Annotated in this window: 14 protein-coding genes; 7 read left to right on the top strand and 7 right to left on the bottom strand. The window is 63.1% G+C overall.

Going from position 1 to position 12,719, the window contains the following annotated elements; translation table 11 throughout:
• Positions 1-7: 7 nt before the first annotated feature.
• Positions 8-805, bottom strand: coding sequence for a glucose 1-dehydrogenase (locus tag ACOQPI_RS13375; protein WP_420620119.1), 798 nt, complete (start codon positions 803-805; stop codon positions 8-10).
• 83 nt (positions 806-888) lie between these two features.
• On the opposite strand from ACOQPI_RS13375, the gene ACOQPI_RS13370 reads away from it, so the two are divergent.
• Positions 889-2,079 carry an amidohydrolase family protein gene (locus tag ACOQPI_RS13370; RefSeq protein ID WP_420620118.1) on the top strand — a complete coding sequence of 397 codons (1,191 nt, stop codon included), beginning with the start codon at positions 889-891 and terminating at the stop codon, positions 2,077-2,079.
• Here the strand turns inward: ACOQPI_RS13370 and ACOQPI_RS13365 are convergent.
• The gene (locus tag ACOQPI_RS13365) at positions 2,076-2,963 is read right to left on the bottom strand and encodes an oxygenase MpaB family protein (protein WP_420620117.1); all 888 of its coding nucleotides are present in this window, start codon (positions 2,961-2,963) and stop codon (positions 2,076-2,078) included. The two genes, ACOQPI_RS13370 and ACOQPI_RS13365, sit on opposite strands and share 4 nt — an antisense overlap.
• Positions 2,964-3,065: 102 nt before the next feature.
• On the opposite strand from ACOQPI_RS13365, the gene ACOQPI_RS13360 reads away from it, so the two are divergent.
• Genes ACOQPI_RS13360 through ACOQPI_RS13350 form a run of 3 tightly spaced genes read left to right on the top strand, consistent with a single transcriptional unit; the run spans position 3,066 to position 5,472 of the window.
• Positions 3,066-3,917: an SMP-30/gluconolactonase/LRE family protein gene (locus ACOQPI_RS13360; protein WP_420620116.1), complete on the top strand. Its 852-nt coding sequence runs from the start codon at positions 3,066-3,068 to the stop codon at positions 3,915-3,917.
• Positions 3,918-3,937: 20 nt separating this feature from the next.
• On the top strand, positions 3,938-4,684 hold the full coding sequence (locus tag ACOQPI_RS13355; protein ID WP_420620115.1) for an SDR family NAD(P)-dependent oxidoreductase: 747 nt from the start codon (positions 3,938-3,940) through the stop codon (positions 4,682-4,684).
• Positions 4,681-5,472 carry an SDR family NAD(P)-dependent oxidoreductase gene (locus tag ACOQPI_RS13350; protein WP_420620114.1) on the top strand — a complete coding sequence of 264 codons (792 nt, stop codon included), beginning with the start codon at positions 4,681-4,683 and terminating at the stop codon, positions 5,470-5,472. The genes ACOQPI_RS13355 and ACOQPI_RS13350 overlap by 4 nt, the downstream gene beginning before the upstream one ends.
• Here the strand turns inward: ACOQPI_RS13350 and ACOQPI_RS13345 are convergent.
• A complete protein-coding gene (locus ACOQPI_RS13345) occupies positions 5,469-6,827 on the bottom strand; it encodes a phosphotransferase family protein (protein ID WP_420620113.1) in 1,359 nt (452 codons plus the stop codon). The genes ACOQPI_RS13350 and ACOQPI_RS13345 overlap by 4 nt on opposite strands.
• A 20-nt stretch (positions 6,828-6,847) precedes the next feature.
• The gene (locus tag ACOQPI_RS13340; RefSeq protein WP_420620112.1) at positions 6,848-7,627 is read right to left on the bottom strand and encodes a class I SAM-dependent methyltransferase; all 780 of its coding nucleotides are present in this window, start codon (positions 7,625-7,627) and stop codon (positions 6,848-6,850) included.
• 22 nt (positions 7,628-7,649) lie between these two features.
• Here ACOQPI_RS13340 and ACOQPI_RS13335 point away from each other — a divergent pair, with 22 nt between their 5' ends.
• A complete protein-coding gene (locus tag ACOQPI_RS13335) occupies positions 7,650-7,970 on the top strand; it encodes a hypothetical protein (RefSeq protein ID WP_420620111.1) in 321 nt (106 codons plus the stop codon).
• 77 nt (positions 7,971-8,047) lie between these two features.
• On the top strand, positions 8,048-9,391 hold the full coding sequence (locus ACOQPI_RS13330) for an MFS transporter (protein ID WP_420621042.1): 1,344 nt from the start codon (positions 8,048-8,050) through the stop codon (positions 9,389-9,391).
• Here the strand turns inward: ACOQPI_RS13330 and ACOQPI_RS13325 are convergent.
• From ACOQPI_RS13325 to ACOQPI_RS13315, 3 genes are read right to left on the bottom strand one after another with little or no spacing between them, the layout of a single operon-like run.
• Positions 9,357-9,905: a UGSC family (seleno)protein gene (locus ACOQPI_RS13325; RefSeq protein ID WP_420620110.1), complete on the bottom strand. Its 549-nt coding sequence runs from the start codon at positions 9,903-9,905 to the stop codon at positions 9,357-9,359. The genes ACOQPI_RS13330 and ACOQPI_RS13325 overlap by 35 nt on opposite strands.
• A gap of 39 nt (positions 9,906-9,944) precedes the next feature.
• Positions 9,945-10,928 carry a hypothetical protein gene (locus ACOQPI_RS13320; protein ID WP_420620109.1) on the bottom strand — a complete coding sequence of 328 codons (984 nt, stop codon included), beginning with the start codon at positions 10,926-10,928 and terminating at the stop codon, positions 9,945-9,947.
• Positions 10,929-10,937: 9 nt separating this feature from the next.
• Positions 10,938-11,399: an Lrp/AsnC family transcriptional regulator gene (locus ACOQPI_RS13315; RefSeq protein ID WP_420620108.1), complete on the bottom strand. Its 462-nt coding sequence runs from the start codon at positions 11,397-11,399 to the stop codon at positions 10,938-10,940.
• Between the two features lie 184 nt (positions 11,400-11,583).
• Between ACOQPI_RS13315 and ald the strand changes: the two genes are divergently transcribed.
• Positions 11,584-12,717, top strand: coding sequence for an alanine dehydrogenase (gene ald / locus ACOQPI_RS13310; RefSeq protein WP_420620107.1), 1,134 nt, complete (start codon positions 11,584-11,586; stop codon positions 12,715-12,717).
• Positions 12,718-12,719: the final 2 nt, after the last annotated feature.

Below are 12,719 nucleotides of genomic sequence, written 5' to 3'. Positions count from 1 at the left end.
ATGATCGTCAGTCCGTTTCGTAGCCGTAGTCGACCACGTGATCAGTGCCGGGAAGACCGGGAGTGACCAGCCCGGCTCGCCAGCCGCCGTCCACGTTCAGCTCGGCACCAGTGACGTAGGACGATTCGTCGCTGGCCAAGAACAAGGCGGCGTAGGCGATCTCGATGGGCTCACCAACTCGGGAAATGGGGTGGTAGATGTAGGGCTCCTTCTCGGCCCGCGGATCATTCCTCGGGTTGCCCATAGGCGTGTTCACCCCGCCGGGGTGGATGGAGTTGACCCTTATGTCGAACCGGCCCCACTCGATGGCCGCGGTCTTGGTCATGCCCCGGATGGCGAACTTCGAGGCGGAGTAGCTGATGAGGCCGTTCTTGGACTGCTGGCCGTCGATGGAGCTGATGTTCACGATGGAGCCCCCGCCGGCCATCTTCATAGACTCCAACACCGCTTTCATCCCCAGGAAGGTTCCCACCTGGTTGACGTTGATGACCGCCATGTAGTCGTCGAGGGTGGTTTCCTCAATGGCTGCGGGCCGCAGGATGGCGGCGTTGTTGACCAGGGCACTCAACGAGCCCATGCTGGCGGCCGCTTCAACGGCCGCGTCCCAGTCGGCTTCTTGGGCCACATCCAGGTGTACATATCGGGCGTTTGCTCCGATGCTGGCTGCTACTTGCTCGCCGTCGTCGTCGAGAACGTCCCCGAGCACGACTTTGGCCCCTTCGGAGGCGAAAAGCCGGGCCTCGGCCTCCCCTTGGCCCCGAGCTGCTCCAGTGATAATCGCTACTTTGCCGTCCAGCCGTCCCATCTTTCGGCTCTCCTTCGTCGATCAGGCGGTACTTGCCGGAGCCACCCTACTTGGCTGGTCCCAGTGGCCCTAACCTGTGCCGCATGGAACTGGGATATCGGGCGCTCGACGCCGACAATCATTACTACGAGCCCCGAGATGCCTTTACTCGTTACATCGACCCGTCGTTCGCTGATCGGGCAGTGCGGCCGGTGATCGAGCCCGATGGCTCTGAGGAGGTGTACATCGGCAACCAGCGGTTCACCTTCCTAGAGCACCGCAACTTCGACACCGCTCCGCGGCCGGGAATGCTGCGGGAAATGCTGCAAGCCATGAAGCGGGGGGAGGGCGGTGCAAACATCAGGGGTACTCGGGTGTCTGAACCTCATCGCCCGGAATATGTGACACGCTCGGCTCGGGTGGAGGTGCTCGACGATCAGGGCATCGAGGCCGCGGTGCTGTTCCCCACGCTGGCGGTGTGCGTGGAGCACTACATGGTTGACGACCCTGCCCTGCTCTACGCCAACCTCTCCGCCTTCAACCGCTGGCTGGACGACGAGTGGGGTCTCAACCGGGATGGCCGCATCCATGCCCCTCCCCTGCTGTCGCTGGTCGATCCCGACCGAGCGGTAGCCGAACTGGAATGGGCGTTGGACCGGGGAGCTCGGGTCGTTTCGCTACGCCCGGGACCCGCAGCCGGCCGGAATCTGGCCGACCCGGTGTTCGACCCCTTCTGGGCTCGGGTCAACGAGGCCCGAGCAGTGGTTGGATTTCACATCGGCGAGTCGGGCTACAACCAGTCGATGTCGGTGCACTGGGGAGAGGAGCCCAATCCACCCTCACACCGGCAGTCAGCGTTGCAGTGGACCTGCTTCTACGGCGATCGGCCGATCATGGAGACGATGGCCGCGCTGATCTACGCCAACCTGTTCGAGGCGTTTCCCAACGTGCGGATCATGAGTGTGGAGAACGGCAGCTTGTGGGTTGATTACCTGATGGCGGCGATGAACAAGATGAACCGCATGGGCCGCAACGGCCCCTGGCTGCGGGGTCCGCTGACCGAGAAGCCCAGCGACGTGTTCCGACGCCACGTGTTCGTATCGCCCCACCACGAGGAGCCGGTGGCCGATCTGGCCCGCTCTATCGGGGTATCCCAAGTGCTGTTCGGCTCCGACTGGCCCCACGCCGAAGGCCTCGCCCAGCCGCTGGAGTTCGCCGAAGGGCTGTCCAGCCTCCCGCCAAGTGATATCCGTCTGATAATGCGGGAGAATTTGGCCGGACTGCTGGCCGCCTAAACGGCTTTGTCTCTAAACAGCCGCCGGTCATAGGGCGCACCGCATCGCTCGAGGGCGGCCTGCCAGGCGGGGCTGTTCTTCATGATGCGCCGCAGTCCCAGGACCATTGCCGCGCTGGCGGCTCGCGCCCCGGGAACCGTGGTCAACCCCAAGACCGAGGTGAGCTCTCGGGGGATGGTGGCGATAGCCCCGTTCATCAGGATCTGGTATCCCGCTTTCTGCGCCGCGGGAATCGGAGGACTCTGTAGGAAGCTGACCGCGGCCCGCATGCCCGGGCTCGGCGCCAGCGCAGGATGCCCGGTGATCCACTCCCGAAGTGCTCCGGCGGTTGTGGGCAACGGCGCCGCGCCCAGCATCTCCCCTACCTGGGATTGCTCGACCACGAACTGGTCGGCTTCGGCGGGGCTGAGGCGGCCGCCGAAGCGCCGGTAGGACTCGAGGAAAGAGTCAGTCAACGAGTTGTGGACCCACGCGGCAAGCTCTGGAGTCGACGCACTGTACGCCTGCCCCCGATGTGAAGTGCCGCTCACACCTTGGTGGGCCGAATTGACCAGATCAATGGCTTCTTTGACCTCAGGCATCGCCCCAAAAGTGGCCGACGTGACGTAGAAGGACGTGCGGCTGAGCCGGCCGAGCGGATCATCCCGGTAGCGACTGTGGTCCTCCACACCGGCCACCACCTCAGGGTGGGCCGCTTGGATCAACAGTGCGCGGATTCCGCCGATGAACACGCTGACATCGCCGATAACCCTCCAGCTGATCGAGCCAGGACCGCACAGTCCCGGATCGCCGGGGAAATCTCGGGTGTGCCTCAAAGGCATCTCCGCGTGGGCGAACATGCCGCTCACCGAGTTGATGACTCGACTCTTGGCCCAGTGGAGCACTGATTCACCCTACCGCCGGCCGAGGGGAGGCCGGTCAGGCATAAGCCGGATCGGTGAGGTCTACAACAGCGAGCTCGTTCACAGTCGCTATTGTCCCCCGGCATGGAGATACTTCCCATCCCTGAGCCGTTCATCGGTGGAATCGACTTCGGTGAGGGCCCTCGTTGGCATGACGGCCGTCTCTGGTACTCCGACTTCTACCAGTACTCCGTGAACGCCGCCTCGCTGGACGGAACCGTTGAGGTGATCGTCGAGGTTCCCGGTCAACCATCGGGGTTGGGATGGATGCCCAATGGCGATCTCCTGGTGGTGTCGATGCGAGACCGCAGGGTCATGCGCTATGACGGCGTGGCCCTCCATGAGCATGGCGACCTCTCCGAGATAGCCACCTCGCTCTGCAACGACATGGCAGTGGACGCCGAGGGGCGCGCCTACGTGGGCAACTTCGGGTTCGACCTGCACAGTGGCGAGGACTTTGCTCCCGCCACTCTTGGGCTGGTGCAGACAGACGGCTCGACGGAAGCCGCGGCCGACGGCCTGGCGTTCCCCAATGGTGCGGTCATCACTCCGGACGGCGCTACCTTCATCGTGGGAGAGAGCTTTGCCAGCCAGTTCACCGCGTTCGATTTCGGGCCCGAGGGACGGCTGGAGAACCGCCGGCTGTGGGCCGCGGTGCCGGGGACCATTCCCGATGGCTGTTGCTACGACGCCGAAGGAGGCATCTGGTACGCCGACGCCATAGGCCGAGCCGCTGTGCGCGTCGTCGAAGGGGGCGAGATCACCCATCGGGTGGAGACAGAGCTCAACTGCTTCGCGGTGATGCTGGGCGGCGACGACCGCCGCACGCTCTTCCTTGTCACCGCCCCCGGCTCTCACCCTGACGAAGTTCAGGGACTTGGGCAGGGGCGCATTGAATCGGTACCGGTGGAAATCCCCGGTGTCGGGCTTCCCTAGAGAATCAAGGAGCTTCAATCATGAGATTTTCCGGAAAGGTTGCATTGGTCACCGGTGCTGGGTCGGGCATCGGCCAGGCCACCGCGATACGGCTGGCCAGTGAGGGGGCCGTGGTGATCGGCAGCGACATCAACGAGGCCGGTCTCGAGGAAACCGCGGGGATGGTCACCGGCGATGGCGCATTCCATCCGGCCGTATCAGATGTGCGTTCTCGAGATGCCTGCCATGAGCTGGTGGCCTCGGCGGTCGCCGATCACGGTCGCCTCGATGTGCTGTGCAACGTGGCCGGAGTAGCCCGGGGCCACCGGGTGGAACACGTCGATCAGGAGGCGTGGGATCTGATCATGGGCGTCAATGTTGAGGGTGTTTTCTGGATGTCACAGGCCGCCCTCCCCCACTTGGAGTCATCGGAGGGATGCATTGTGAACATTGCCTCCAATGCAGGATTGATGGGACAGGCTTACACCGTGCCCTATTGCGCCAGCAAGGGAGCAGTAGTGCTGATGACGAAGGCCATGGCCATGGAGATGATGAAGACCGGAATTCGGGTCAATGCCATTGCCCCCGGCGGGGTGGAAACCAACTTGATGGAGACCTTCACGTTTCCTGAAGACCCTGATGCCGACCTCATGGGGCGCTATTTGGGCTTCCGCGGCCAGGCTCAAGCCGATGACATCGCTTCCTTGGTGGCCTACATCGCCTCCGACGATGGCCATCGAATCCATGGTTCGGTGCTGAGCATCGATGCAGGCATGACAGCAGGATGAGCTGGGATCCAACCGGACAGCGAGTGCTGGTCACCGGCGCCTCGTCGGGGATCGGTGCTGCTCTGGCGGTTGAACTAGGCCGGAGAGGGGCGTTCGTGGGCTTGGCCGCCCGTCGGGGTGATCGTCTCGAACAAGTTCTCCAAGAAGTACGACATGCTGGCGGCGATGGCTGCTGGTGGACGCTGGACTTGGCTGACTTGGAAAGCGTGGCGCCGTTTGCCGATCGGGCCTGGGCCGAAATGGGTCCTATCGACGTACTGGTGAACAACGCCGGCGCCCCGCGGCGGCGGTCCATGAAGCGTCTCACTCCCGTGGAGCTAGACGAAACAATGGCGGTGAACTTCACCGGGCCGGCCCGGCTCACTCTGGCCCTGCTGCCCCACATGCTGGAGCGGGACTCGGGGGCCATCGTGAACGTCTCCTCCATGGGCACCCAATCGATGTCGTTTCGAACTGGGGCCTATGGGGCGGCCAAAGCCGCTTTGAACCTATTCACCGAGGGACTCTATTTCGATCTGGCCGGGACCGGTGTTCGGGCTCATCTGTTCACCCCGGGAGCCACCGCCACCGAGTTCTCCACTCCCAAACCGGGAAACGACAACCCGTTCCCCCAGCCTCCTGAGGCGTTTATGGACCCCGTGGATGTGGCCAAAGCGCTGATTGCCAAACTAGGCAACGACGACTTCGAGGGATTTGCCGCCCCGGCCCTGCTACAGACCGCTCAGGCCAAGCGAGCCGACCCCAACGGCTACCTCGTCCAGGCAATCGAGATGCTGAGTCGGCGCTAGTCGATCTTCGAGAAGGTGCGTCCGGGGAACAGGTCCACAACTGGCTTCCAGAGATGCTCCTGGCGCCAGGCGCGGCGAGCCAAATAGCGGAGCACTTCAGCCTCGTTTTGTGTCCCCCATCCTTGAATGGCCTGCTCGAGGTCCATCAATCCCTCCTCGAGCTTGTCCGCCCGTCGGCCAGTCAGCGCAGCGATCTCGTCCAATTCGATGTCTGCGAGATGGGGGCCGAGTTGCTTCTGGCGATCCAGGCATTCAACTAACAAGGCGGCGTGCTCGAGGCGATGGCGGGGAAAATCGCCGTCTACGGCGGGCAGTACCTCATCACGCAGGTTCTGGATCACCACTCCTTCCAGCGAGGAGCCCATTTCAACCTGGGGAAGTTCTGGACGCTCCAACTCGATGCCCATGGCATCGGCAAGCGCCTCGCAGGTGGCCCGCTCGCAGATATAGCGGTAGGCCCAGTTCATGCCGTTGGGCATCTGGGGGTCGTTGATCACGGTAATGCGAGCCAGTGAGACGATGGACCGCACAAACTGCTGCACTCGGTAGTACCGAACCGAGTCGAGGTGAACCGGAAATCCCGAAAGCTCCTCATATCGGCGAAAGATCGGGCCAAGGCCCTCATCGGGAGTCGAGGGGCAGAAAAACTCCCGAGTGCAGATGTTGCCGAAGTCCTCCATGGGATCGCCGTAGTGAGCCCACTCCCAGTCCACGATGGCGCTTACCTGTCCTTCATGGAACATGAAGTTGGCCGGCCCGGTGTCGCCCTGCAAGAGGCTCACCCGGTCGAGGGGCTCGGGAATATGGTTGCGGATCCACTGGAGCGAATACGTGTACAGCGGATCGGTCACCATGCCGCCGAGGAACTGCTCTACGAAGTCGATCTCACCCAACGCGCACTGGGCCGAGGTGGTGGGAATGGGCATGTGGTCGAGCCCGAGCGAGGCGGGATCCAGCGAGTGAAGCAGCACTAGCTGTTGGATGAAGTCCTCGAGCACCGCGGCCTGCTCTTCGGCGTCGGCGTTGTCCAGGTCGGCCCGACCTGGCATCCGCTGGTGCAACGCGGCTTGGAGATCCTCGCTCCAAGCGCAGATGGCGGGAACCTTCATGCCAGTCTCGACCAACGCGGTCTGCACCTTGGCTTCGCTCTTCACCGAGTGTGTGCCGCTGCCGTCCCCTTCGCGGTCCAGCCGCAGGAAGTATTCCGCCACCGACCCATCGGGACGGGTGACGTCTACCTCCCACGCCTCCCTTCGGGCGATGTGGCGCTTCAGATGGGTAATGCGACCGCCTCCCGCCTCGGCGATCCAGTCGGTCATTCCATCGGGCAGGTCGTGCTTTAGCTCTTCAGCCATCCCGATGGCTTATCACGCCGCTAGCCCCCAGGTCGCCTTCCCCAAACAGCAACCCAGAGGCAGTCGATGTAGCGAAAGGTGGGATCATCGAAGCAGTCGAGCAACCCGTCGTACTCGGATTCGTCGTAGTCCTCTCGGCGGGCGCTTAGCGGCCTCGCCACCTCCATTGTGAAGCGGCGGTATCGGGCCCGCAGTGACCCGCCACTCACAATGTCGGTCAGCCCTTCCGAGGACACCTCTTCCAAGCTGCCTCCCAGAACGTCGTGCACACGCCGGCCGACAAACGCATCCATGCGAGTACCAGAGGCCGATCTCTCCCGGAAACGGCGGAACACTTCGGCTCGGGGATGGTCAGGGTCGCACTCCATCATGGTTCCGTAGTCGGGCTCGGCGACAGCTACCCATCCTCCTGGACGAGCTGAGGACACCAGATTGCCTACGGCAGCATCAAAATCGGAAACGTGGGCCAATAGGGCCCGACAATGCACCAAGTCGAAGGCTGAATCCTCCACCGGGCCGTCGCAGATGTCGTGGGTGCGAACGTCGGGTCCGCTTAAGAACCTGGGCATTATGTCCGCCGAAATCACCTCGGCACCGCGATCTCGCAGCCAATTCGATACCGAGCCTCTGCCCGCCCCCACATCGGCACACCGCCAGCCGCTCCCCACCCCGATTCGCTCCAGCCGGGCAAAAGTGGGCTCGTCGAGGATGGCCTCCAACAGCGCCAGACGCGGTCCTTCTCCCGCCTCGTCGATCTCCGACATGGCATACCGCACCCCGGGGCGTTCTGCGCCAACCATGCCGTGAGCCTACGATGCAGCTATGAGCGAAGAGCGAGTATTCGGCGATGTTGCCACCAAACTCCTGATGGAGAACGACCGCGTGCGGATCTGGGAGATGCGCTTGGACCCTGGCGAGCGGTCTGACCTTCACCAGCACGATCATGACTACGTACTGGTCCAGGTGTCGGGCGACAAGATCGCGGGAGATTTCGAGCCTGACACCGCTGGGGAGTTCTCTGGCCTGGTTGAGGGCGACGTGATCCCCGGCCAATCCATGTTCATCTCCAGAGGCGGCATCGAAGCCGCAGTCAACACCGGTGCCGAGTCGTACTACGAGATCCTGATTGAGTTGAAAGACTGACTTCTTCAACAATCCATCAACAGCCGCATGATCCAGCGTATGCCTGGCGGTTGCTCGTAACCCTGCTCGCTGGTCAGGTGGTTTTCGGCTCCACCATGACCATCATTGGGGCCTCGCTAACGGACATCTCGGAGAGTCTGGGCACCACCAACGCCACATTGTCGTGGGCGGTCTCCGCACCGTTTCTCGGGTTGGCTGCGGGGACCACGGTATTCGGGACCCTGGGCGACTCCTGGGGCCACCGTCGGATGCTGATCCTCGGCTTGACCGTGTTCACCGCAGCTACGGGAGTGTGCGGGTTGGCCTGGGACGCCTTGAGCTTCATTGCGTTTCGGGCCTTGTTCGGGCTGGGTGGAGCCATGATGATCCCCAACGGGATGGCCATCATGATGGCTGCGTTCCCGGTCAATCAACGGGCTCGGGCTATGGGATGGTTCCAATTCGCGGCCGTGGGAGGACCAGCCATCGGTTTGGTCACCGGGGGCGCTTTGGTGGATGCGCTGGGCTGGCGGGCGATCTTCGCGGTCTACACCCCAATCGCCGCGCTCGGTTTGATCGCCGCCGTAATCGTGGTGCGTCCTACCCGTGCTGGCGAGGCCAAGCCGATTGACGTCACAGGCGCGCTCGGCCTGGTCGCCGCGGTAGTCGTCTTGATGGTGGCTCTGGATCGGGGCGCCACCCTGGGCTTCGGCCACCCAGCGGCAATTGCGCTCCTTGCCCTCGTGCCGGCAACCATCTGGTCGTTCGTGGCCATCGAGCGGCACTCGGCGCATCCGATGGTCCCGCTCGAGTGGTTTCGCCGCCGGAACTATGCCGGTCCGGTGGTGGCCTCAGCCACGGCCAACGCGGCCTATATGGGCGGCTTCATCCTCGCGCCCCAGATCCTGCAGCAGCGGTACGGGTACACACTGACAGCAGCAACTGTCTTTCTGGTAATACGACTGATCTGCTTCAGCCTCAGCTCGCCGGTGGGCGGTCGGCTGACCGCTACTAGGGGTGAACGGTGGACGTCTTGTCTGGGCAGCGTCCTAGTGGTGTCGGCCATGGTGTCTTTTGCCGCGGGATCCCTGCTCGATGCCGTGGTTCTGGTCGTGCTGGGCCTAGCCCTGGCCGGCGCGGGGTTGGGAGTAGCCGGACCGGCGTACCAGGTGTCGGTAGTGGGGTCAGTCCCGATGGACCGTCTGGGGGCAGCAACCGGGATGTTCCAAACGCTCACCAGCCTGGGTACAGCCGTGGGCGTCCAGGTTCTGGTGCTGGCCGTGGGAGAGAGTGGCACTGGTGCGGCTTTTGCCAACGCCTTTTGGCTGGGTGCGGCGGTGGCCGCGGTCGGGGTCTTCGGCGCTGCCGCTATATCTTCATCAAACTCCGCGGTGGCGGAACGAACGATCAGCTCTGGCCGGTCAACGCGGCCAGAACCTTAGGCGCCATGATCTCGGCGAGATCCAAGCACTCCTCTTTAGACCAGATGGCGATGGGAACCCACGGATAGTCGACGGTTAGGAACTCGTAGTCGGGGCATCCGCTGACTCGGGCGATGGCCTGGGCCGATCCCCTCATCTCCTCATGGACGATGGCGATGCTTGGAACACCGGCCCACTCCAACTCCACTGCGTCCCGCAAACTGCGGGCGCTACAGCTGCCTCAACCGCCGAAGCCGGTGATGGCGACGGTTGCCTCCTCGGTCAACCGACTCCAGTCTCCCGGATCAGGGGGAATGGACACCGAGCTCTTGACCACCTTGAGCGGGGCTTGCAGATCGCTCAACTTGTTCAGCTCGTCATAAAGCGCATCCAGGAAGATCTCCCCCTCTCCGAGGCCGTTGGCCACCAAAGCGACGACCGCCCCGTCCAAGCTGGCCGGCCGGGGAGAAAAATCATGGTCGTCGGTGCGGTCGAACGGGCCCGAGGTGGGATCGAGGCCGATGAGGGTCGTCATGGCTTCAGACTAGCCGACAAGCGCGCGTCCGGGCCGCGGCTAGGAGATGGGCTCGGTGATGGCAAGGGCGAGGTGGGGTAGCAGGAGCCAGCTAGCCCCCATGCCCGCTCCCCCGGCGGCCACAATCAAAATGCCCTCGGGCTTTCCGATGCGGGCCATCCGGTCGGTGGCGCTGGTGGCCGGCGCGTTGAGCCGGGGCCACAGATACTGCTGGATATCTGCTTTCGACCACCCTTCCTCATTGAAGAACCGATGGTGTTCGTGGCCGACCACGATCACGACGTTGCCGTCTTCTCCCAGCCAAGAGTCCCCAGCGATTCCATTGGCCCGGATATTGGTGACCAGCGTGTCGCAAACCCCCTCGGCATTGCGACTGGTGAAATCGGTGGCCTCAACCATCTTCATCAGGGAGTGGACGGTGACCGCGCTCTGCTCAGGGGCTAGACCCCGCTGGACGTGCAGCGGCTCCCATTCGGATGCCTCTTCGTTCTCTCCGAAGCAGAAGGAGTAGCGAGCTGGGGTGGAGTAGCTGGCCCGGTCCAAAAAGCCGGGGATGCCACGGCACACGTTGCGGATCACGAGGCGGAGGGCCCGGCCGATGGTGGCGTTGGCCCGAAATCCAGGTCCGAAGCAGCCCGCCCCCGAGGCCACGCCCAGTTCATTGCGGATTGGTCCGTTGATGATGACAGCCTGAGCTGCGCCCGACAGTGTGCCGGTGGTCGAGTGGCAGTTGCCCTTGGGATGGAGATGCGCCCGAACCGCGGCCACCACTGTGGGGAAGTACTCGGGCAGGCAACCGGCCATGACCGCGTTCGCCGCGGCTTGTTGCGCGATGCACGTCACCTCTCGGGTCGGCACGGTGCCAAGCACCTCGTCCCCGGAGAGGCCGGCGCGCTCCAGAAAGGCGGCCACCTTTTCCGGCGTTGGAGGCATGATGGGCAGCCCATCAGTCCATCCCTTTTCGAAATAGTCCTCCACCAAGGCTTCATAGGAGTCATAGGCGTGCTGGGCGGCCGTCGTCATGCTCTGATGCTAAAGCTCGTGGCGGGTGGTCTCCCACACAGAACGGATGGCGAAACTGGATCGGAGTCGCCCCACACCGCTGAAGCGGGACAGATATTGATTGTGGATCCGCTCAAAGTCGCGTTGGTCGGCCACAGCAAGGTGGAGGAGGTAGTCGGCGTCACCGGCCATCAAGTGACAGGACATGACCTCGGGGCACTCCACCACTTCCTTCTCAAACTGGCGGAGATTCGCCTCGCTCTGGCTCACCAAGGAGATTTCAACGAAGACATCGAGAGAGCGGTTGATGGCTTCGGGATCGAGGATCATCACGTACCCGGCGATCACACCGTCGGTTTCGAGGCGCCGGACCCGCCGATAACAAGCCGACGGCGACAGCCCCACCCGGTCGGCGAGTTCCGCGTTCGACATCCGCGCATCGCTCTGGAGTTCGTTGAGGATTGATCGATCGATTGAGTCCAAGTCCGACACTGGTCTGCCTCCTTGCGACGAGATAAACACTCAAATCTCGCAGAACATAAAATAACCGGTATATTGGATCTAAACGGAGAGATTATTCGCTTATAGGCCCATTTCTCGCATCTTTTCAAGAATTATTCACCTCTATCGCGGATAAAATATCAACATAGCGATCGGCTTGCGGCGGAGGCACGAGATGCGCATTGGGATCCTGAAGGAAATCAAAAGCGAAGAACGACGGGTGGCGTTGACGCCGGGAGGCGCAGCCGACCTCGTCGGTCGCGGCCATCAAGTTCTTGTGGAGCGCGGCTGCGGTGACGGAGCGGGTTTCACCGATGAGGAGTACATCACCCACGGCGCGACAATCGCGGATTCTGCCCAATCGGTGTTCGATCAGGCCGATCTGATCGTCAAGGTCAAAGAGCCCCAAGCTGAAGAACGAGCCCGCTTGAGCGAAGACCAGGTTCTCTTCACATACCTGCATCTGGCGGCAGACGCAGCCCAGACTGCCGAGCTGGTCGAACGGGGTGTCACGGCCATCGCCTACGAATCAGTTGTCGGTCCCAACGGTGGTCTGCCTTTGCTGGCTCCCATGTCGCAAGTCGCGGGGCGCATGTCGATTCAAGCCGGGGCACACTGTTTGGAGTCATCGCAAGGGGGTCGAGGAGTGCTCCTCGGCGGCGTACCGGGCGTTGCTCCTGCCAGAGTGGTCATCCTCGGCGGAGGCGTGGTCGGCCGCAACGCGGTACAGATGGCCGTCGGCCTTGGTGCCGATGTCACGGTGATCGACCGAGACGTCTCCGTTTTGGAGGACTTGAACTCGCGCTTCGGCTCGGCCTTGCACACCCTTCATTCCAGCGGAGGTGCCCTGGAGGAGGCAGTCCTGGGGGCCGATCTGGTGATCGGCGCCGTCCTCGTGCGAGGAGCCCGAGCTCCGCATCTGGTCACAACCGAGATGGTCAAGCAGATGCGGCCCCGATCAGCTGTAGTGGACGTGGCCATCGACCAGGGTGGCTGTATCGAAACCTCCCGACCCACAACCCATGCCAATCCCACCTATCTGGCCTACGACGTGGTCCACTACTGCGTCGCCAACATGCCCGGAGCCGTACCCCGCACCTCGACGTTCGCGTTGGAGCACGCCACCCTCCCCTATATCGCCATGCTGGCCGACCTGGGACCGAGAGAGGCCATGCGGTCAAATCCCGGACTTCGAGCCGGGCTCTCGATATGCCAAGGGCAGGTCACCGAACCGGCGGTGGCGGAATCGCTCGGCCTCAGCTTCACTGCCCCGGAAGAGGTACTGGGACTTAGCCTTACCGCGGCCTGATC

Origin of the sequence: Candidatus Poriferisocius sp., from assembly GCF_965219815.1 — a bacterium.
In the GTDB taxonomy this organism is placed as follows: Bacteria; Actinomycetota; Acidimicrobiia; order Acidimicrobiales; family Bin134; genus Poriferisocius.
This window is presented reverse-complemented; position numbering and strand designations above follow the sequence as displayed.

Excerpts from the sequence above, each read along its gene's own strand:
- ACOQPI_RS13375 (WP_420620119.1), bottom strand. The coding sequence starts at position 805 with ATGGGACGGCTGGACGGCAAAGTAGCGATTATCACTGGAGCAGCTCGG.
- ACOQPI_RS13370 (WP_420620118.1), top strand. The coding sequence starts at position 889 with ATGGAACTGGGATATCGGGCGCTCGACGCCGACAATCATTACTACGAG.
- ACOQPI_RS13360 (WP_420620116.1), top strand. The coding sequence starts at position 3,066 with ATGGAGATACTTCCCATCCCTGAGCCGTTCATCGGTGGAATCGACTTC.
- ACOQPI_RS13355 (WP_420620115.1), top strand. The coding sequence starts at position 3,938 with ATGAGATTTTCCGGAAAGGTTGCATTGGTCACCGGTGCTGGGTCGGGC.
- ACOQPI_RS13350 (WP_420620114.1), top strand. The coding sequence starts at position 4,681 with ATGAGCTGGGATCCAACCGGACAGCGAGTGCTGGTCACCGGCGCCTCG.
- ACOQPI_RS13345 (WP_420620113.1), bottom strand. The coding sequence starts at position 6,827 with ATGGCTGAAGAGCTAAAGCACGACCTGCCCGATGGAATGACCGACTGG.
- ACOQPI_RS13340 (WP_420620112.1), bottom strand. The coding sequence starts at position 7,627 with ATGGTTGGCGCAGAACGCCCCGGGGTGCGGTATGCCATGTCGGAGATC.
- ACOQPI_RS13335 (WP_420620111.1), top strand. The coding sequence starts at position 7,650 with ATGAGCGAAGAGCGAGTATTCGGCGATGTTGCCACCAAACTCCTGATG.
- ACOQPI_RS13320 (WP_420620109.1), bottom strand. The coding sequence starts at position 10,928 with ATGACGACGGCCGCCCAGCACGCCTATGACTCCTATGAAGCCTTGGTG.
- ald (WP_420620107.1), top strand. The coding sequence starts at position 11,584 with ATGCGCATTGGGATCCTGAAGGAAATCAAAAGCGAAGAACGACGGGTG.